Source organism: Virgibacillus dakarensis, assembly GCF_900155625.1.
Classification (GTDB): Bacteria; Bacillota; Bacilli; order Bacillales; family Amphibacillaceae; genus Lentibacillus_C; species Lentibacillus_C populi.
In genome coordinates, this window is sequence record NZ_LT732553.1 from 1,131,544 (window position 1) to 1,150,788 (window position 19,245).

Below are 19,245 nucleotides of genomic sequence, written 5' to 3' on the forward strand. Positions count from 1 at the left end.
CGGTTCTAGCGCCGATTTCCCCAATTTGACTGGTAATCTTCCGGAAGTACGTGCGGAGTTTTCTTATAACGAGGTGATCTAAATGAGTGATTTACGTGCAAACCGTGTTGCAGAACAAATGAAAAAGGAACTCGGTGATATTCTCGGCCGAAAAATAAAAGATCCGCGTGTTGGTTTTGTAACGGTTACGGATGTTGAGGTAACAGGAGACCTGCAACAAGCAAAAATATTTATATCTGTGCTTGGTGATGATCAGCAGAAGCATGATACACTTGTTGGTCTGGCCAAGGCGAAAGGATTTATCCGGTCTGAGCTGGGGCAGCGTATTCGCTTGCGTAAAACGCCCGAATTATCTTTTGAATTTGATGAGGCACTCGAACAAGGTAATCGGATTGAAACAATTTTACGCGATTTGAATAAAAAGTAGAAGGAGAAAATCTGATTCTGGCTGTAAAGTTGCCGGGTCAGATTTTCCCTATGTTTTATCAGGAATTTTTAAAAGCTGGGGGCATTTAATATGGATGGTATCATTCCATTATGGAAGCCTAAAGGATTAACATCACACGATTGTGTCATGAAAATAAGAAAACTGTTACATATGAAAAAGGTTGGCCATACTGGAACGCTCGATCCGGAAGCAGAAGGTGTCCTGCCAATTTGCGTCGGGCAGGCAACAAAGATTGTACCGTTTTTAACGGATACGAATAAAACGTATCTTGCTGAAATTACATTAGGTACGGCAACAGAAACAGAAGATGGAACAGGACAAGTCATTGACCGGAAAATGGTAGAAAAACAGCCGGCACTACAAGCAATTGAAACGGTGCTACAATCGTTTACTGGTGAAATCACCCAAATTCCGCCAATGTATTCGGCAGTTAAAGTAAACGGGAAAAAATTGTATGAGTATGCTCGAGCAAATCAACCGGTAGACCGTCCGGAAAGAACCGTAACCATTTTCGAACTGGCATTTATAGAGTTCATCAATGATGCATCATTTAAAATAAATGTTGTTTGCTCTAAAGGTACCTATATACGGACATTGTGTGTTGATATTGGACAACGTTTGGGTTATCCCGCCCATATGTCAGCCTTAACTCGAACCCGGACAGGATCAATTGCACAGTCTGATACAGTCACATTTACTGCGATTGAAAAAGCGGTTAAAATGGATCAGACAAAAAAATTGTTATTGCCTATTACTAGAGGATTAACACATTTAGATTGTATAATGGTAGATGATGATACAAAGCAAAAGGTATTGTGTGGGCAAAAACTGGCAAAGCGGGACCTGAGATTCAAGACCGATCCTTTTCTTATGATGCATCAGGATAAGGTTCTGGCAATTTATCAAACCCATCCGGAAAACGATAAACAAATTAAGCCAGTGCGTGTATTTTCATAATTCTTAAAATAGGTAAAAGTGCAGGTGAAAAGTTTTGCGAACAATTGAACTGACGTATCCTCATACATTAACAATGAACGAACTTCCGGAAACGGCAGCAGCAATCGGTTTTTTTGATGGAATACATCGAGGGCACCAGAAAGTAATCAAAACTGCCGTGTCAGAAGCGCGATCAAGAGGTATGGAAAGTGCTGTTATTACGTTCCATCCGCATCCATCAGTCGTTTTAAAAAAGGATGTGCAGCATGTCCAGTACATTACACCATTAAAGGAAAAGCAGGAAGTATTACAGCAACTGGACGTGGATCGCCTTTATATTATTACCTTTAACAAGGAATTATCATCCTTATTACCGCAGCAATTTATTGACCATTTTATTATTGGCCTGAATATTAAGCATTTGGTAGCGGGATTTGATTATTCATTCGGATTTAAAGGCGAAGGCAATATGAATAATATGGCAGAATATACAAGGGGCGAATTTACCTTTACAACCATTGAAAAAGTGGAATTGGATGATGAAAAAGTTAGTTCGACAAAAATCAGGAAACTGCTTAAAGCGGGTAACGTAGAAGGTGTTAAAACATTGCTGGCGAGACCATTAACGGTTAGCGGAATTGTAATTGAAGGAGATAAACGAGGGAAAAAACTCGGATATCCAACAGCAAATATACAGTTAAATCGGGATGCGCTGCTGCCAAAACCCGGTATTTATGCGGTAAAGGTAATCGTTAAAAATGAAAGCTATGAAGGTATGGCCAGCCTCGGCACCAATCCGACGTTTACAGCAAATCGTAAAGACTTATCATTAGAAGTTAATATTTTTGACTATAAAAATGATTTGTATGGGGAAGTGTTGCAAATGGAATGGTGCAAATTTATTCGTGATGAAATAAAGTTTGATAGTACAGAAGCACTGATTGATCAGATCGCAAACGATGAGAAACTTATTCGTGATTATTTTTCCAGCTAGATTAGGAATATAGTCGTGGCCTAACGAGAAACAACCCTTATTCCAGCAGCTGCAATTTTGTTTTTGCACTTGCATTTTTAACGGAAAAGATGTATTCTTGTAAACGATAAAACCTTCGCTTGGCAAATCGAAGCTCCGACGTTTGCTAGGGGACAGGGGATATGAACAAAAAATAGGAGGTGAACAGGATGGCAATCACAAAAGAACGTAAAAACGAAATTATTTCCGAGTATAAGGTTCATGAAAATGACACTGGATCACCGGAGGTACAAATCGCTGTCCTTACAGAGGAAATCACTACATTAAATGAACATTTGCGCGTTCATAAAAAAGACCACCATTCACGTCGCGGTCTATTGAAAATGGTCGGTAAACGCCGTAATTTACTAAACTATTTGCGTAACAAAGACGTTACACGCTATCGTGAATTAATTAAAAAGCTTGGCTTACGTCGATAATTGCTAAAAAAAGCAGGAGTAATCCTGCTTTTTTTGCAGTTATTGAGTAAAAACACCAACTTTGGTAACTTTATTACTACATAAAATTTACATTTTCACTTATTAACTATAAAATGATAGGTAGAATGTTTTTTGAAAGGAGTATTAAAACTAATGGCAGAAGAAAAACAAGTATTCTCCACGGAAATCGCCGGTAAACCATTTATCGTTGAAATTGGAGAATTAGCTAAACAGGCCAATGGTGCATGTATGATTCGCTATGGTGACACCTCGGTGTTATCGGTTGCGACTGCATCAAGGGAGCCAAAGGATTTACCGTTCTTCCCGCTTACCGTTAATTATGAAGAGCGTTTATATGCGGTTGGAAAAATACCCGGGGGCTTTATCAAACGGGAAGGAAGACCTAGTGAAAAAGCGATCCTTGCTTCGCGTTTAATTGACCGGCCAATTCGTCCACTTTTTCCGGATGGTTTTCGAAATGAAGTTCAGGTAATCAGTACCGTTATGAGTGTTGATCAAGATTGCTCAACAGAAATTGCCGCAATGATCGGATCCTCAATCGCACTAAGTGTTTCCGATATTCCGTTTGAAGAGCCGATTGCAGGTGTTCAAGTTGGACGGATAGATGGTAAATTTGTTATCAACCCGACGATAGAACAAGAGGAAAAAAGTGACATTGATTTGACGGTTGCAGGTACGAAGGAAGCCATTAATATGGTTGAAGCAGGTGCACAGGAAGTACCGGAAGAAGTAATGCTTGAAGCAATCATGTTTGGTCATGAAGAAATTAAACGATTAGTTGCGTTTCAAGAAGAAATTGTTAAATCGGCAGGGCTTGAAAAGAAGGAAGTAACGTTATTTGAAATCGATGAAGCATTGTCTGAGAAAGTTGCTGAACAAGCAAAAGACAAGCTCATAGCTGCAATTCAAGTAAAAGAGAAACATGCTCGTGAGCAGGCCATTGATGAAGTTAAAGCGGAAATTGCCGCATTATATGATGAAGAAGACGATGAAGTCGTCACACAAGTAAAATCGATCCTCGATAAAATGGTAAAGGAAGAAGTTCGCCGTTTAATTACCAAAGAAAAGGTTCGTCCAGATGGCCGTAAAATTGATGAAATCCGTCCCTTATCATCAAGAATTGGTGTGCTGCCAAGAACACACGGTTCCGGATTGTTTACACGTGGACAAACCCAGGCCTTGAGTATTTGTACACTAGGTGCATTAGGCGATGTACAGATCCTGGACGGATTGGATTTGGAAGAGTCAAAACGGTTTATGCATCATTATAACTTCCCGCAATACAGTGTTGGGGCAACAGGACCAATTCGTGGACCGGGCCGTCGTGAAATCGGTCATGGTGCATTAGGAGAAAGGGCGCTAGAGAAAGTAGTTCCTTCTGAAAAAGTTTTCCCGTATACCATTCGTCTCGTATCAGAGGTTTTGGAATCAAATGGGTCTACCTCACAGGCAAGTATTTGTGCAAGTACATTAGCAATGATGGATGCAGGTGTTCCAATTAAAGCACCGGTTGCCGGGATTGCCATGGGTCTCGTGAAGTCTGGGGACGATTACACCATTTTGACTGATATTCAGGGGATGGAAGATGCACTAGGTGATATGGACTTTAAAGTAGCCGGTACTGCGGCTGGCGTAACAGCATTACAGATGGATATCAAGATCGACGGATTGTCAAGGGAGATTTTGGAAGAAGCATTGACACAGGCTAAAAAAGGCCGGATGCAAATTTTAGCGTCGATGCTGGCTACGATCAAGGAACCGAAACAAGAGCTTTCCGAGTATGCGCCCAAAATATTGACAATGAAAATAAATCCGGACAAAATCCGTGATGTCATCGGGCCAAGTGGTAAACAAATAAATCAAATTATTGATGAAACCGGTGTTAAAATTGATATTGAACAAGATGGAAGTGTATTTATTTCTTCTACAGATGCAAAAATGAATGAACAGGCCAAACAAATTATTGAAGATCTTGTTCGTGAGGTTGAAGCAGGTCAAATGTATTTGGGAACGGTAAAACGGATTGAGAAATTCGGCGCATTTGTGGAATTGTTCAAAGGCAAGGATGGTTTGGTGCATATTTCTGAATTAGCCGAGGAACGCACGAACAAAGTGGAAGATGTTGTATCAATCGGTGATAAGATTATGGTAAAAGTAAAGGAAATTGATAATCACGGCAGAATTAACCTTTCCCGAAAGGCTGTTTTAAAGGAAGAAAGGGAAAAACAGGAGAAATCAAGATCATAATGTTGAGAAGCACAAACAAGAAGCTGGCTGACCAGTTTCTTTTTTAATGAGAAAATGTATTGGTTTCAGCTTCTAATCTGTAATCCGGCTTCCGACTTCTGACTTCTGTTATCATACCTTGTCCATAGCCCTCATATAGATGATTGAGGGGGGATTTGGATGTACTGGAAACGAATTGTCCATATAGGTGTATTTGTCATCATAGTGGCCATGTCTTTTAATCATGAATATAATCCATTTGTAATAAATGATGTTACAACATTTTCCAATGAAGTGGAACAAGTAACGAAAAGTGAAGACACTTTATATAAAGAGATAAAAGAAAAAAGCGCTGAATTTTCAATTGCTCCTCAAGATGCAGTGATCGATCGAGTCTGGAAGAAAACACCAGGAAGAAATGGTATTAACGTAAATGTTGCAAAATCATATAAACAAATGAAAGAAAAAGGGGTCTTCGATAAAACATTACTTGTTTATGATCAGATCCCGCCTGAGGTTTCATTAACGGATTTACCCCCCGCTCCGATATACCGGGGCCATCCGGAGAAGCAAATGACCGCTTTTCTGATCAATGTATCGTGGGGGACGGAATACATCCCGACAATTCTTACTATATTAAAAGAAAATAATGTCAAAGCAACGTTTTTCATTGAAGGGAAATGGGCGAAGGAAAACAGCGATTTTGTAAAAATGATTGCTGAACAAGGCCATGTTATTGGTAATCATGCATACAATCATCCGGATATGGCTCATCTGTCGGAGCAGGAAATAACAGAACAAATCAGACAAACAAATGACATTCTTAAAGCAATCACCGGTAAAACACCAAAATGGTTTGCCCCACCCAGTGGAAGTTTTAATGATCAAGTTGTAAAAATTGCAGATCATATGGATATGCAAACCATATTATGGACAGTGGACACAATTGATTGGAAGAATCCGGCTGTTTCTGTTATGGTAAATAGGGTGAATGCGAAAATTCATCCAGGTGCTATGGTGTTAATGCACCCCACCTCATCTACCACTAAAGGATTGGAATCATTGATCTCCATCATAAAAGACAAGGGATATAAAATTGGCACCGTTGATCAACTATTAAGTGAAGAACGATAACAAGCAAGACGGAAATTAGGAGGACATCAAGTTGATAGAGAAGCATACGAGTGAGAATGGCTTGCGTATCGTATTGGAAAATATTCCAGCAGTCCGTTCCGTAACAATTGGGATTTGGGTGCTAACTGGATCTCGTAATGAGAATGAACAGAATAATGGTATTTCCCATTTTTTAGAGCATATGTTTTTTAAAGGTACGAAGACACGGTCAGCTAAAGATATTGCTGAGGCATTTGACGCTATTGGCGGGCAAGTGAATGCTTTCACTTCAAAAGAATATACTTGCTTTTATGCGAAAGTATTAGATACCCATAAAGAATTAGCACTGGACATTTTAGCAGATATGTTTTTTAACTCTGCTTTTGATGAAGAAGAAATGGAACGCGAGAAAAAAGTGGTGCTGGAAGAAATTAAAATGTATGAAGATACACCAGATGATATTGTTCATGATTTATTGGCACGTGCTTCTTACGGGGATCATCCTCTCGGTTATCCTATTTTAGGAACAGAGGAGCATTTAAAATCATTTAAACCGGAAAACTTGCGAAATTATATAAAAGCACGGTATACACCCGAGAATGTTGTTGTTTCGATTGCTGGTAATGTGAACAATACTTTTATAGAGAAGGTAGATCATTATTTTGGGAGCTATCAATCTGAATATAAGCGTGCCAAAGTGCTGAAACCAACCTTTATCGCAAGCAGCATTGAACGAAACAAGGAAACGGAGCAGGCACATTTATGCTTGGGATATGATGGATTAGCTGTTGATGATGAAAACATGTACAGCTTGATCATCATGAATAATGTACTTGGCGGCAGTATGAGCTCAAGGTTGTTTCAGGATGTCCGCGAACAGCAGGGGCTTGCTTATGCTGTGTTTTCCTATCACTCTTCCTTCCAGGATAATGGATTATTGACCATTTACGCGGGAACAGGTAAAACGCAACTGCCATTGCTTCAAGATACAATCAGGAAAACAGTCGACACATTGATTACGGACGGTTTGACGGACAAAGAATTAAAAAACAGCAAGGAACAATTAAAAGGCAACCTCGTTCTTGGTCTGGAAAGTACGAACAGCCGGATGAGCCGCAATGGAAAAAATGAACTATTATTAAATCGGCACCGGTCACTGGATGAAATGATTCAGGAAATTGATGCAGTTAGCCATGAATCCATTCAAGCCGTAATTGAGCATGTATTTAAGCAATCAACCGCCAGGGCATTAATCGCACCGAAGCCGGATTAGAAATTTCCCCTCGTATTCTTACCAGCATAGCTGGACTACTTTGATCATATACTGGTAATACAATACGGGGGTGCTGTCCATGCGTTATAAGGATATAAGCGGTAAAGAGATTGTTAACATTAATCAAGGCGCGAGACTCGGGGTTCTAGGGCAAACGGATTTGGAAATTAATGAGCATACCGGTCAAATCGAATCGTTTATTATTCCCAATTACAAATGGTTTGGGTTAAAAAAGGAAGGTGCCGAAACGAAAATCCGTTGGGACTCCATCAAAAAGATCGGTGAAGACATGATTATGGTCGAGTGGGATTGAAGCAAAGGCGGAAGCGCCCGTTTAGCGGCGTATGTGCTGGACTGAACCGCAGGAGATAAAGGAAACATGCCCCTGCAAAAGGGGTAGACGTGAGTTGGACGCAAAGTCCGCCTTTAGTCGGCCTTCCTTTACACCGACCGATGTTGACTTATCGTACGGAGGCGGGTGTTGCACACTAGCCGCTGGGCGCTGGAGCCGGACGTGGCTTTTCCTGGTAAAGACTTTACACAGCTACAAATTTTATACTTTTACTTTAAAAACAAACTATAATTAATATGCTGTAAGGCTAGTGTCATTTTTATATGATACTGGCCTTTTTTTGTGTTTGGAATCACTAAGATACATTACCCACATAAACTATAAAGAAAAGTGATAAATTAGCGTGTATTACATGGTGAGGGGTGTATACTTACATGGATCAATTCATAGCTGTATTGGGTGGCGATGGACGCTATCTGGAACTAATACGTCAATTGCAGCAAATGCCTAATACAACGATATTTTTAGTTGGTTTTGACAAATTGGAGCAAGGGTTCACTGGTTTAAAGCAAGTCGATTTTCATGATTTGGAGCCCGAAAAACTGGATGCTGTTGTTTTGCCAATTACCGGTACAAACCAAAACGGTGAAATTGAAACGGTATTTTCTGATCAGCAAATAAAGCTAACGAAAGACTGGTTTCAAAAACTTCGTCCATCAACATTAATTTTTACCGGTATAACCAACGATTATCTGACATCATTAACAAATGAGTTAAATTTGCAATTAACTGCTCTATTTGATCGAGACGATGTAGCTATTTACAACTCTATCCCGACAGCAGAGGGTACGATCATGATGGCAATTGAACATACGGATTATACGATTCATTCTTCCAGAGTAATCGTTGTTGGTTTTGGCAGGGTTGGGAATACGGTTGCAAATAAATTTTCGGCATTAGGCGCGAAAGTATCTGTTTGCGCACGCAGCATCAAGGATCTTGCTCGGATAACCGAAATGGGGCTGACAGCTATCCCATTGGATGACCTTCCCAAGCATACAGAAGCATGCGATTTATTAATCAATACGATCCCCGCGTTTGTCATAAAAAAAGATTCCATTCAGCAACTGCCATCACATGCATTAATTTTTGATCTAGCCTCCAAGCCTGGCGGAACGGACTTCGAATATGCTGAAAAGCGTGGTATAAAGGCAATACTTTCCCGTAGTTTGCCGGGAATTGTAGCACCTAAGACATCAGGGAAAATACTTGCTGATGTAATCAAACAGTTTTTGCAAAATGGAAAGGAGCGAGCGTAATGACATTAGAAGGTAAACGTATTGGATTTGGAATTACAGCTTCCCATTGTACGTATGATAAAGTTTTTCCACAACTGGAACGATTGATGAAAGAAAAGGCTGACGTTGTTCCAATTGTAACATATACTGTAAGAACAACGGACACGAAGTTTGGCAAGGCAGCAGATCATATTGAAAAAATTGAATCCATAACAGGTAAAAAGGTGATTACAACCATGCCGGAGGCCGAACCATTGGGACCTGCTAACCCGTTAGATTGTATGGTGATTGCCCCGTTAACCGGAAATTCACTAAGTAAGCTCGCAAATGGGTTGACAGACAGCCCTGTACTAATGGCGGCAAAGGCAACGATGCGCAATCAGTCACCTGTTGTATTGGGAATCTCAACAAATGATGCACTCGGCCTGAACGGGGTTAATTTAATGCGTCTAATGGCAAGTAAATTTATTTATTTTATTCCATACGGCCAGGATGATCCTTTCAAAAAACCGAATTCGCTCGTTGCTAATATGGATTACTTGTCAGCCACCGTGGAAAAAGCACTTGATTATCAGCAAATTCAACCTGTTATAATACCTTATGAGCACGAAAATATGTTAGAATAAATAACAAAAGCGGAAGCGCCCGTTTAGCGGCGTATGTGCTGGACTGAACCGCAGGAGATAAAGGAAACATGCCCCTGCAACAGGGGTATGCCGACGTTGGGCGGCAAGCCTGCTTTTAGTCGGCCTTCCTCGTAAGCGAACCGATGTTGACTTATCATACGGGGGCGGGTGTTGCACACTAGCCGCTGGGCGCTGGAGCTGGACGTGGCTGATCCAGCCGTTGAGTTATACACCGCAAACAAATTTTATAATTCTTTAGAAAATCATAAATTGCTAGAGTTTATGGATATGGAAGGAGAACGCTTTAATGGCCAGGAAAACCATTTATAATGTAGCAGTAGTAGGTGCAACAGGTGCAGTCGGACAAAAAATCATCAAAATACTTGAAGATAAGAAGTTCCCAGTTGATAAGCTAAAACTTTTATCATCGAAACGCTCCGCTGGTAAAAAGGTATTCTTTGATAATAAAGAAATAATCGTAGAAGAAGCAACTCCTGACAGTTTTGCTGAGGTAGATATCGCCTTATTTTCGGCAGGTGGTTCTGTTTCCAAAAAATTGGCACCAGAGGCTGTCAAACATGGTACAGTTGTCGTTGATAACACCAGTGCCTTTCGGATGGATGAAGATGTGCCACTTGTTGTTCCAGAGGTGAATGAGACAGATCTGAAATTACACAATGGAATTATCGCAAATCCTAATTGCTCGACAATCCAAATGGTTGCTGCGCTAAAGCCAATCCAGCAGGCATTTGGGCTTCGTCGTATAATCGTTTCGACTTATCAGGCAGTTTCCGGGTCTGGCTTACAGGCATGTGAGGAACTTGAAAAGCAAACAAAACAATTTATGGAAAATCAGGAAATGACAGCAGAGATATTACCGGTAAAGGGCGAACAAAACCATTATCCAATTGCCTTTAATGCATTGCCACAAATTGATGTATTTCAAGAAAATGGCTATACGTTTGAAGAAATGAAAATGATTAACGAAACTAAAAAAATTATGCATGCACCTGAATTACCAGTTGCAGCTACTTGTGTACGGTTACCTTTCTTTAAATCACATGCTGAAAGTGTATATGTCGAAGTTGACAAGGAAGATATAGAAGTAGCTGATTTATGGAGAGTGTTAGAGAACGCGGATGGAATCGTATTGGAAGACGATCCGGGTACACAAACATATCCAACACCACTAAGTGCATCAGATAAGGAAGATGTGTTTGTCGGCAGGGTTAGAAAAGACTTGGATAAACCGAACGGGTTCCATTTATGGGTTGTTTCTGATAACTTAATGAAGGGTGCTGCTTGGAATACAGTACAAATTGCAGAACGATTAATTAAAAATAACTTACTATAAAGAATAGACTTTACGCAAGAGGTGTAACAATGCAGGTATTAATACAAAAATTTGGTGGTACATCTGTTCAAACAAAAGAAAACAGAAATCATGTTATCCGGCATATTAAAGAAGCATTAAGGCAAGATAAAAAATTAGTTGTTGTCGTATCTGCATTAGGAAGAAAACCGGACCCATATGCGACTGATACGCTTTTGGATCTGGTTGGTTTTCCTGCTAATCATAATTCTGCACGTGAGCTTGATTTATTGATGTCATGCGGAGAAACGATTGCTTCTGTTGTTCTATCAAATGAATTGCAAAAACACCACATATCAGCAACTGCCCTTACTGGTGCACAAGCTGGTTTTATAACAAGCAGTGATTTTAACCAGGCGAAAATAAGGAAGGTTAACCCGACCCGCATTTTGCAGGAATTTGAGCAAAACGATGTTGTTGTTGTTGCCGGTTTTCAAGGGCAAACAGAAACAGGCGAGATAACAACGATCGGCAGAGGTGGAAGTGACACGACAGCTGCGGCATTGGGGGCTGCACTTGACGCGGAGGAAATACAAATTTTTACTGATGTTAATGGAATTATGACAGCAGATCCGCGTGTCGTAAAATCGGCCCGCCCATTGGATGTCGTTACCTATACCGAAATTTGCAATTTGGCCTATCAGGGGGCGAAAGTGGTTCATCCCCGGGCCGTAGAAATTGCTATGCAGGCAAAAATCCCGATGCGTGTCAGGTCAACCTATTTAAGTGATCAAGGGACATTGGTTACCGCATCAAGAATTCAGGAATTAGGAAGCGATATTCCGGATCGGCTGATTACCGGAATTGCCCATATGGATAAAATTACGCAAATCAGGGTACAGACAAAAGAAGAAGCAATGAGGCTTCATTCCGAAGTATTTAAAGCAATGGCCGGGTCTGGCATTTCCGTTGATTTTATTAATATTTCGCCAACAGGTGTGTTATACACAGTTCCAGAGCAATTTACGAAAAAAGCCGTTCGTGTTCTCAAAACGCTTGGTTTCCAGCCGGAAATAACGGAGAAATGTGCAAAGGTTTCTGCAGTCGGTGCTGGAATGACAGGGGTTCCCGGGGTAGCCTCCAAAATCGTGCAAGCCTTAACAAATCAGAATGTACAAATCCTGCAGTCAGCGGACAGCCACACGACAATTTGGGTCCTTATCCATGAGAAGGATCTGGCTACTGCTGTAAATGCTTTGCACGATGCGTTTGAATTGAGTATGGCAAGACAACCGATAATGTGATTTGGCTATCGTGATTTTGTGCAAGAGAAAGGGAGTAATGACATGAATTTTGGGAACGTACTGACCGCGATGGTAACTCCTTTTGATTCGAAGGGAAACGTCGATTATCAACAAACCACTGTTTTAATCGATTATTTGCTTAATAACGGAACAGAAGGGCTGGTTGTAGCTGGTACGACTGGGGAATCACCTACATTGACAACAGAAGAAAAGGTAAACCTGTTCCGGCATGTAGTCAAGGCGGCTGATAAACGGGTACCGGTGATAGCTGGTACAGGCAGTAATAATACCTCCGCTTCTATTGCTTTAACAAAGGAAGCGGAGGCATGTGGTGTGGATGCAGTTATGCTCGTAACACCATATTATAATAAACCAAATCAAGCTGGGCTGTATGAACATTTCAAGGATATTGCGAATGCAACAAAACTGCCTGTCATGCTTTATAATATACCTGGCCGATCTGTTGTTAAAATGAGTGCTGAAACGATTATCCGGTTAAGTGAGATTGAAAATATTGTTTCAGTTAAAGAAGCAAGTGGGGATCTAGACCAAATTGCAGAAGTCGTTGAACAAACCAACGAAGACTTCTCGGTTTATTCAGGTGAGGATGGATTAACATTACCAATGCTGGCAGTCGGTGCAACGGGAGTTATATCTGTTGCCTCACATATAATTGGCAATGAAATAGGAGAGATGATTCAGGCATTTAACAAGGGCGATGTAAAAAAAGCTGCATCTATCCATCGCCGGGTACTGCCAATCATGAATGGATTATTTATGTCACCTTCACCAGTCCCAGTGAAAACAGCACTGCAAATGAAGGGGATTGAAGCTGGCCCCGTCAGACTGCCGCTTGTTCCACTTACACAACTGGAACAAAAAACATTAAAAGAATTGATTGAAAGGTAAATTGGCATTTGCTGATTTACCTTTTTAATATAAAAAGCATTTATCATAAGCTGACCTTCAACTACTTACCTCCAGCCTCTGTAATGCATGGAACACTTCTGTTTCGTTCATACTAATGACAGTGCTGAAGCAGAATAAAAGGAGTGTTGCGAAATGAATAATGATGGAACAAAGAAAACAGATGACACGCAGGAAGGCCAGCAAAATGAATCGTCATTAGTTCAAAAAATCCAGCAGCTTGGGCAATCGACTATTCCTCAAGCCTCAGATTCAAATATTCATGTTCTGTCGATAATCGGACAAGTTGAAGGACATGTTCAATTACCACCGCAAAATAAAACGACAAAGTATGAGCATCTGCTTCCCCAGCTGATTGCTGTCGAACAAAATCCAAAAATCGAAGGACTGATTATCCTGTTAAATACGGTCGGCGGAGATGTTGAAGCTGGGCTTGCATTGTCAGAGATGCTTGCTTCCCTATCAAAACCAACTGTCTCTGTCGTCCTTGGCGGCGGACATTCGATCGGGGTACCAATTTCCGTGGCGACAACACATTCGTTCATAGTCCCAACAGCAACAATGACAATTCACCCGATCCGTTTAACCGGTTTGGTTATCGGTGTTCCACAAACATTTGAATATATGGACAAAATGCAGGATCGGGTTATTAATTTTGTTGTTAATCATTCCAACATTAAAGAGGAAAAATTTAAAGAGCTGATGTTTGCCAAAGGTAACCTGACACGGGACATCGGTACAAATATAGTTGGTGCCCAGGCGGTTGAATATGGCCTGATTGATGCAGTCGGTGGTGTTAAGGAAGCAATGGAAAAACTAAACAGTTTAATCAAGGAAAATAATGACGGTAACAAGCAGGTGATTCAATAATGCTGTATACACCATTATCAGAAGCAGACATCTTTCCATGTTCCGACAAAGAATTTTCCAATCGGCAATGCATTTCCTATCAGGGAAAACAATTATATGTCGAACAACTGGATGATGGATCCTATCAAATATTACAGCTTTTATCCACAGACCCGCAAGATTTTATGGATGCTGCCTATACTCCAGGTACTATTTTACGATAATTGGTAATATCCCTCGCAAATTTATGCTATAATATTGGTGAAAGATGTTTGTTGCGGTAACCCTTGCCAGAACCATGGCAGGGGTTTCTAATTAGCCCGAGAATGTTTAAACTAGTATTATTGGCAAATAGAGGTGAAAAGAGTGGCCAAGAAAAGAAAAAAGCGAAAAAAACAATTAAAAAAACAAGTGAAATTTGAATTATTAGGCCTATTATTTATCTTTCTCGCTATTTTCGGCAGTGGGGCTGGTGCGATAAGTGATGGTGCCATATCGGCTTTCCTGGAAAATATTTTTCGGTTCTTTTTTGGAATCTGGTATTTTATCGCTTCTATCTTTCTATTAATTACCGGTGTAATTTTGCTGGTAAAACGCCGAATCCCAGATTTTACCCAAAAAAAAATGATTGGTTTTTACATCATATTGTCTGGCGGATTACTCCTGACCCATATTCAAACATTTGAACGCTTGTTATTGTATGTAGGAGATACATCGATTATCAAAGCAACATGGGATAATTTCTTTCTCTATGTGAATGGTGGCGGTACTGCAGCGCAAACTGGTGGTGGCATGGTCGGTGCTATACTTTTCGCTTTTTGTTACTTCCTGTTTTCTGCTGTAGGTGCCAAGATTGTTGCGGTTTTTTCAATTATGGTTGGCATTATGTTTATGACCGAGTTTTCCATTGGCGATTTTTTCACAAAGTTAGCAAAAAAACTGGATTCATGGTGGCAAAAGCTAAAAACACGCTGGCAGGAGTCACGGGAAAAAAGGCAAAGGGTGAAGGATGAACAAGTTTTACAAGCGGATGATATCGCTGAAGATAAGGTGACGGATGATGAACCTGTTATCCAGGATTTTACCGATGTGCAATATTCGTTTGAAACAGCACAGACAAATGATGAAAATGGTGATGGTCCCGTTAACAATGATCCGGCTGAGACAGATGATGTGGACCTGGCAGCGATGCCGATGACCGAGGTTGAAAATTATGAATATGTACTGCCATCACCTGACTTATTAGCAGAACCAGCACATAATTCACAGCAGCATGAGAAATCACATATCCAGGCAACTGTAAGAAAATTGGAACGTACATTTCATAGCTTTGGAGTAAAAGCAAGAGTAACCAAAGTTCACGTTGGTCCTGCTGTAACGAAATATGAGGTATACCCGGAAGCGGGTGTAAAGGTAAGCAAAATTGTTGGTCTGCACGATGACCTCGCATTGGCATTAGCAGCAAAAGATATCCGAATCGAGGCACCGATCCCCGGTAAGTCCGCTGTCGGGATTGAGGTACCGAACCAGGAGGTGGCAATGGTATCTCTGAGAGAAGTGTTGGATACCTCCATGAAGCAGACTAGTAAACTATTATTTGCTTTAGGTCGGGACATTTCCGGAGAAGCAGTTGTCGGTGAATTAAATAAAATGCCGCATTTATTAATAGCTGGTGCTACCGGGAGCGGGAAAAGTGTTTGCGTCAATGGCATTATTACAACCATTTTAATGCGTGCTAAGCCGCATGAAGTAAAAATGATGATGATTGACCCGAAAAAAGTTGAATTAAATGTCTATAATGGGATACCACACCTTCTTGCCCCTGTTGTAACAGACCCGAAAAAAGCATCAAGGGCGCTGAAAAAAGTAGTTGCTGAAATGGAACGCCGTTATGACCTTTTTTCTGACACTGGAACGAGAAACATCGAAGGGTATAATGAGTACATTCGAAAATACAATCAATCAGCTGAAGAAGAAGAACAGCAGCCAAATCTTCCATATATTGTCGTATTAGTCGATGAATTAGCTGATTTAATGATGGTTGCCTCCAATGACGTGGAGGATTCGATAACAAGACTTGCCCAAATGGCCCGGGCAGCCGGAATTCACCTGATTATCGCAACACAACGCCCGTCTGTGGATGTCATTACTGGAGTGATCAAGGCGAATATCCCTTCACGAATTGCATTCAGTGTCTCATCACAAACGGATTCGCGGACGATATTGGATTCAGGTGGTGCAGAAAAATTACTCGGACGAGGTGATATGCTTTTTACGCCTGTTGGTGCCTCCAAACCAACAAGAGTTCAAGGGGCATTCCTGTCTGATGAAGAGGTAGAGCGTGTTGTGGATCATTGCATTGAACAGCAAAAAGCATCCTACCAGGAAGAAATGATACCAGAGGATACAGCAGAGGTTGTCAATGAAGTGGATGACGAACTATATGATGAAGCTGTCCAGCTGATCACAGAAATGCAAAGTGCCAGTGTTTCCATGCTGCAACGCAGATTTCGTATTGGTTATACGAGAGCTGCCCGGCTGATTGATGCAATGGAAGATCGAGGGATTGTCGGACCTTATGAAGGAAGTAAACCAAGAACCGTTTTAATTTCCCAGGGCTCTGAAGAAAAATTATCTTAGAAAACTTGGCATTCGCCAAGCCTTTGGGCGAATGCCTTAGTTGCACTTATGCAGGATAAGAAAGTTTATACTTTGTTATCTGCCTAGAACATTTTTCAAACGCTTAAAGATTTGCATGATGTTTCCTTACAGGCAGTATTACCTATTTCAGGTAGATACTGCCTGTTTATTCACGAGTTTTACCGATTTTTGTCTAAATTTAAAAGAAAGGAGAAAAATATGACGCGATTTTTAAGAAATTTGTCCTATAACTGTTTATTTCTTTTCAGAAAAATGGTATATTTATTCTCGGATATAAGAGTCATACGTCAGAGGTCAGATCTCTTGAAAGAATCTACGTATTGTTGTTCATATGAAGGCGCTTTCGTTTTGTGGCCAGTCTAGCAAAAAGGGGGATATCATGTCTATTAAAATGGATTCACGCCATTTATATTTACAAGTAATAGATGAAGTGAAACGTGATATTGAGTGCGGTAAATATAAGGAAAGAGAAAAGCTCCCTTCCGAGTTTCAATTATCAAAACAATTAGGTGTATCGCGAGCTACATTACGTGAGGCTCTCCGAATTCTAGAGGAAGAAAATGTAGTGACACGGCGGCATGGAGTTGGTACGTTTGTTAATCCAAAACCTATTTACTCGTCCGGAATCGAACAGTTGAACAGTGTCACGTACATGATTAAGCAAGCAGGGAAAACTCCCGGTTCGGAATATATTTCCACAGAAACAATTGAACCGACAGAGGACGACCGCTCTCGCTTTTCCTCTAAAGAAATCCGGAAGCTTGCCAAGATAGAACGGGTACGAACCGCGGACAATGAACCAGTAGTATTTTGTATTGACAAAATACCAGAAGGCCTTATTCCCTTGGATCATGTTCATGAAGAGGATTCCTTGTTCAAGCTGATGGAAGACTATGCCGGAAAGCGAATTACATATGCAGTTACTTATATTGAACCGATTAGTTACCATGACCGGATTTATGACATTTTAAACTGTGATCCGGAGCAATCACTATTATTGTTAAAGCAAGTACATTATACTGCTGAAGATGAACCAGTATTATATTCCGTTAATTATTTTCGTTCTGATATATTCAGCTTTTATGTTTTACGGAAACGTTTATAGGGTGTGTTCAAAATAGCAGCGTGAACATGTTTAAGGGGGTGATTGCTAACGGTGTAAGCAATTGGTTGTATGGCAGGTCGTTCATTTTTTGGACAAATTTTAAATAGGGGGTATTAGCATTGAAAAGTCGTAGGTTTATCTTGTTATTTGCTTTAATTTTAACTATTGGAATGGTACTGGCTGCCTGTGGGAGTTCAGACAGCGGGGATAAAAACAATGATAAAAAATCAGGTGAAAAAGTCGATAATGGAGAGGCAGCTGACTTCAGTGCAGCAATGGTAACCGATATTGGCGGTGTTGATGACAAATCATTTAACCAATCAGCCTGGGAAGGTTTGCAAGCATGGGCTGACGAACATGGTCTCGCGAAAGGAAAGGGAATTGATTATGCCCAATCCAATGATCAATCGGATTACATGCCGAACCTTACCCGTTTAGTGAAGCAGGATTATAAATTAATCTTTGGAATCGGTTTTAATCTTAAAGAAGGTATTACCAAGGTTGCCAAACAGTATCCGGATACGCATTTTTCAATTGTCGATGATGTTGTGGAACAACCAAATGTGGCAAGCGTTACCTTTAAAGAGCATGAAGGTTCATTCCTGGTAGGGGTTGCTGCAGCAATGAAGACAAAAACAAATAAGGTTGGATTCGTTGGTGGTGTTGACTCTCCATTAATTAATAAGTTTGAATCCGGCTTTATCGCTGGAGTTAAATCAATAAATCCAGATATCGATATTGATGTTCAATATGCTGAATCTTTTGGAGCTGCTGATAAAGGAAAATTAATTGCTACAAATATGTATAACAATGGTATTGATGTTATTTATCATTCGTCTGGTGGAACAGGAAATGGTGTATTTGCTCAAGCAAAGGACATTAAACAAAATGATCCGGACAAGGAAATTTGGGTGATTGGTGTTGACCGTGACCAGCATGAAGAGGGGCAAATCGGTGATAATAACGTAACATTGACCTCCATGGTTAAACGTGTTGATATTGCAGTACAGGATTTGGCAAACAAATCCATGAGCGGTGATTTCCCTGGCGGAGAGATCCTTGAGTATGGTTTGGAAGATGATGCGATAAGTGTGGCAACAACAAATGAAGAAGCAATGACCGATGAGATTGTTGAGGCGGTTAACGAATGGAAAGAAAAAATCGCAAATGGTGAAATTGATGTGCCAAAAACACGCGAAGAGACAAAAGAATTCGTCGATGCGTTATAAGAGCAGGAAAAGTTTATGGGTGAAAAAGGCTGGGTTTTCCGGCCTTTTCAACCTTAATCCAGCTAAAGTCCGCAAATGAAGTGATTATTTCCAGCCACTTCATTTGGTGATTTTTATTACCAGGAAATATATTATCTCCGCCTGCGAATAGCAGGACGTCATATTGAGCTACG

18 protein-coding genes are annotated in these 19,245 nt (G+C 40.6%); all 18 read left to right on the plus strand.

Annotated elements, in window-relative coordinates; all coding sequences use genetic code 11:
- The first annotated feature begins 82 nt into the window (after positions 1–82).
- The 18 genes from rbfA to CZ382_RS05740 all read left to right on the plus strand — a co-directional run bounded on the left by rbfA (position 83) and on the right by CZ382_RS05740 (position 19,072).
- Positions 83–427 (plus strand): 30S ribosome-binding factor RbfA, encoded by a 345-nt coding sequence (gene rbfA, locus CZ382_RS05655; RefSeq protein WP_088050238.1) that lies wholly within the window; start codon positions 83–85, stop codon positions 425–427.
- A gap of 90 nt (positions 428–517) precedes the next feature.
- Positions 518–1,405, plus strand: a complete 888-nt coding sequence (truB, locus tag CZ382_RS05660; RefSeq protein WP_088050239.1) for a tRNA pseudouridine(55) synthase TruB — start codon at positions 518–520, stop codon at positions 1,403–1,405.
- A 34-nt stretch (positions 1,406–1,439) separates the two neighbouring features.
- On the plus strand, positions 1,440–2,378 hold the full coding sequence (ribF, locus tag CZ382_RS05665) for a riboflavin biosynthesis protein RibF (RefSeq protein ID WP_088050240.1): 939 nt from the start codon (positions 1,440–1,442) through the stop codon (positions 2,376–2,378).
- Between the two features lie 188 nt (positions 2,379–2,566).
- A complete protein-coding gene (rpsO, locus tag CZ382_RS05670) occupies positions 2,567–2,836 on the plus strand; it encodes a 30S ribosomal protein S15 (RefSeq protein ID WP_088050241.1) in 270 nt (89 codons plus the stop codon).
- 153 nt (positions 2,837–2,989) lie between these two features.
- Positions 2,990–5,104 carry a polyribonucleotide nucleotidyltransferase gene (gene pnp, locus CZ382_RS05675; protein WP_088050242.1) on the plus strand — a complete coding sequence of 705 codons (2,115 nt, stop codon included), beginning with the start codon at positions 2,990–2,992 and terminating at the stop codon, positions 5,102–5,104.
- Positions 5,105–5,263: 159 nt separating this feature from the next.
- The gene (locus CZ382_RS05680; RefSeq protein ID WP_088050243.1) at positions 5,264–6,217 is read left to right on the plus strand and encodes a polysaccharide deacetylase family protein; all 954 of its coding nucleotides are present in this window, start codon (positions 5,264–5,266) and stop codon (positions 6,215–6,217) included.
- A gap of 31 nt (positions 6,218–6,248) precedes the next feature.
- Positions 6,249–7,469 (plus strand): M16 family metallopeptidase, encoded by a 1,221-nt coding sequence (locus CZ382_RS05685; RefSeq protein WP_088050244.1) that lies wholly within the window; start codon positions 6,249–6,251, stop codon positions 7,467–7,469.
- A 79-nt stretch (positions 7,470–7,548) separates the two neighbouring features.
- Positions 7,549–7,782, plus strand: coding sequence for a YlmC/YmxH family sporulation protein (locus CZ382_RS05690; protein ID WP_088050245.1), 234 nt, complete (start codon positions 7,549–7,551; stop codon positions 7,780–7,782).
- 413 nt (positions 7,783–8,195) lie between these two features.
- A complete protein-coding gene (gene dpaA / locus CZ382_RS05695) occupies positions 8,196–9,080 on the plus strand; it encodes a dipicolinic acid synthetase subunit A (protein WP_088050246.1) in 885 nt (294 codons plus the stop codon).
- The gene (dpaB, locus tag CZ382_RS05700; protein WP_088050247.1) at positions 9,080–9,685 is read left to right on the plus strand and encodes a dipicolinate synthase subunit B; all 606 of its coding nucleotides are present in this window, start codon (positions 9,080–9,082) and stop codon (positions 9,683–9,685) included. The genes dpaA and dpaB overlap by 1 nt, the downstream gene beginning before the upstream one ends.
- A 307-nt stretch (positions 9,686–9,992) precedes the next feature.
- Positions 9,993–11,039 (plus strand): aspartate-semialdehyde dehydrogenase, encoded by a 1,047-nt coding sequence (gene asd, locus CZ382_RS05705; protein WP_088050248.1) that lies wholly within the window; start codon positions 9,993–9,995, stop codon positions 11,037–11,039.
- Between the two features lie 29 nt (positions 11,040–11,068).
- Positions 11,069–12,301: an aspartate kinase gene (gene dapG / locus CZ382_RS05710; protein WP_088050249.1), complete on the plus strand. Its 1,233-nt coding sequence runs from the start codon at positions 11,069–11,071 to the stop codon at positions 12,299–12,301.
- Between the two features lie 42 nt (positions 12,302–12,343).
- On the plus strand, positions 12,344–13,210 hold the full coding sequence (gene dapA / locus CZ382_RS05715) for a 4-hydroxy-tetrahydrodipicolinate synthase (protein ID WP_088050250.1): 867 nt from the start codon (positions 12,344–12,346) through the stop codon (positions 13,208–13,210).
- 153 nt (positions 13,211–13,363) lie between these two features.
- Complete coding sequence (locus CZ382_RS05720; RefSeq protein ID WP_088050251.1) at positions 13,364–14,098, plus strand: ClpP family protease; 735 nt, start codon at positions 13,364–13,366, stop codon at positions 14,096–14,098.
- Positions 14,098–14,301, plus strand: coding sequence for a YlzJ-like family protein (locus CZ382_RS05725; RefSeq protein ID WP_088050252.1), 204 nt, complete (start codon positions 14,098–14,100; stop codon positions 14,299–14,301). The genes CZ382_RS05720 and CZ382_RS05725 overlap by 1 nt, the downstream gene beginning before the upstream one ends.
- A gap of 142 nt (positions 14,302–14,443) precedes the next feature.
- Complete coding sequence (locus CZ382_RS05730) at positions 14,444–16,717, plus strand: FtsK/SpoIIIE family DNA translocase (protein WP_088050253.1); 2,274 nt, start codon at positions 14,444–14,446, stop codon at positions 16,715–16,717.
- A gap of 400 nt (positions 16,718–17,117) precedes the next feature.
- The gene (locus CZ382_RS05735) at positions 17,118–17,843 is read left to right on the plus strand and encodes a GntR family transcriptional regulator (protein ID WP_088050254.1); all 726 of its coding nucleotides are present in this window, start codon (positions 17,118–17,120) and stop codon (positions 17,841–17,843) included.
- Positions 17,844–17,962: 119 nt separating this feature from the next.
- A complete protein-coding gene (locus CZ382_RS05740) occupies positions 17,963–19,072 on the plus strand; it encodes a BMP family lipoprotein (protein ID WP_088050255.1) in 1,110 nt (369 codons plus the stop codon).
- Positions 19,073–19,245: the final 173 nt, after the last annotated feature.

Excerpts from the sequence above, each read along its gene's own strand:
- rbfA (WP_088050238.1), top strand. The coding sequence starts at position 83 with ATGAGTGATTTACGTGCAAACCGTGTTGCAGAACAAATGAAAAAGGAA.
- truB (WP_088050239.1), top strand. The coding sequence starts at position 518 with ATGGATGGTATCATTCCATTATGGAAGCCTAAAGGATTAACATCACAC.
- rpsO (WP_088050241.1), top strand. The coding sequence starts at position 2,567 with ATGGCAATCACAAAAGAACGTAAAAACGAAATTATTTCCGAGTATAAG.
- pnp (WP_088050242.1), top strand. The coding sequence starts at position 2,990 with ATGGCAGAAGAAAAACAAGTATTCTCCACGGAAATCGCCGGTAAACCA.
- CZ382_RS05680 (WP_088050243.1), top strand. The coding sequence starts at position 5,264 with ATGTACTGGAAACGAATTGTCCATATAGGTGTATTTGTCATCATAGTG.
- CZ382_RS05690 (WP_088050245.1), top strand. The coding sequence starts at position 7,549 with ATGCGTTATAAGGATATAAGCGGTAAAGAGATTGTTAACATTAATCAA.
- dpaA (WP_088050246.1), top strand. The coding sequence starts at position 8,196 with ATGGATCAATTCATAGCTGTATTGGGTGGCGATGGACGCTATCTGGAA.
- dpaB (WP_088050247.1), top strand. The coding sequence starts at position 9,080 with ATGACATTAGAAGGTAAACGTATTGGATTTGGAATTACAGCTTCCCAT.
- asd (WP_088050248.1), top strand. The coding sequence starts at position 9,993 with ATGGCCAGGAAAACCATTTATAATGTAGCAGTAGTAGGTGCAACAGGT.
- dapG (WP_088050249.1), top strand. The coding sequence starts at position 11,069 with ATGCAGGTATTAATACAAAAATTTGGTGGTACATCTGTTCAAACAAAA.
- dapA (WP_088050250.1), top strand. The coding sequence starts at position 12,344 with ATGAATTTTGGGAACGTACTGACCGCGATGGTAACTCCTTTTGATTCG.
- CZ382_RS05720 (WP_088050251.1), top strand. The coding sequence starts at position 13,364 with ATGAATAATGATGGAACAAAGAAAACAGATGACACGCAGGAAGGCCAG.
- CZ382_RS05725 (WP_088050252.1), top strand. The coding sequence starts at position 14,098 with ATGCTGTATACACCATTATCAGAAGCAGACATCTTTCCATGTTCCGAC.
- CZ382_RS05735 (WP_088050254.1), top strand. The coding sequence starts at position 17,118 with ATGTCTATTAAAATGGATTCACGCCATTTATATTTACAAGTAATAGAT.